The sequence below is a fragment of the Caballeronia sp. INML2 genome, assembly GCF_023631365.1.
Classification (GTDB): Bacteria; Pseudomonadota; Gammaproteobacteria; order Burkholderiales; family Burkholderiaceae; genus Caballeronia; species Caballeronia turbans.
In genome coordinates, this window is the sequence record NZ_JALQDH010000219.1 from 1 (window position 1) to 490 (window position 490).

1 pseudogene is annotated in these 490 nt (G+C 59.4%); it reads left to right on the plus strand.

Annotated features, from left to right (window positions below):
- Positions 1 to 81: 81 nt before the first annotated feature.
- Positions 82 to 490 (plus strand): annotated as a pseudogene (locus NCT32_RS37080) (AMP-binding protein); the annotation flags it as partial.

The window sequence follows — 490 nt, forward strand, 5'->3', positions numbered from 1 at the left end:
ATCCGCTCACTCGCAGCGCATCGATCGTCGATCTCGCGTTACGATCTCGAGTCCATCCGGCTTGTAATCACGGCGGGTGAGGTGATCGACGCCGATACTTTCTGCTGGTATGGCCGCGCCTTCGACTGTCCCGTAATCAATTTCACAGGCGGTTCTGAGGCTTCGGGCGGACTGCTTGCGAACGTGGTCGTCAAACCGATCGTTCCCGGCGGCTTTAACGCCGTAGCACCCTCAATCCGGGTCGACGTACGCGGGGGCGACGGACAACCGGCGCGCGGCAAGATGGGCGAATTGGCTGTGCTCGAGCCGTTCGTTGGGATGACGCGCTCGTTCTGGAACGATGCTGAACGTTATTTGGACACATACTGGCGCAGCGTGCCCGATATCTGGATTCACGGCGATCTTGCGATCCAGTACGACGATCACATGTTCTTCCTTTACGGCCGTTCCGACGACACGCTTAAGATCGCGGGCAAGCGCGTAGGGCCAA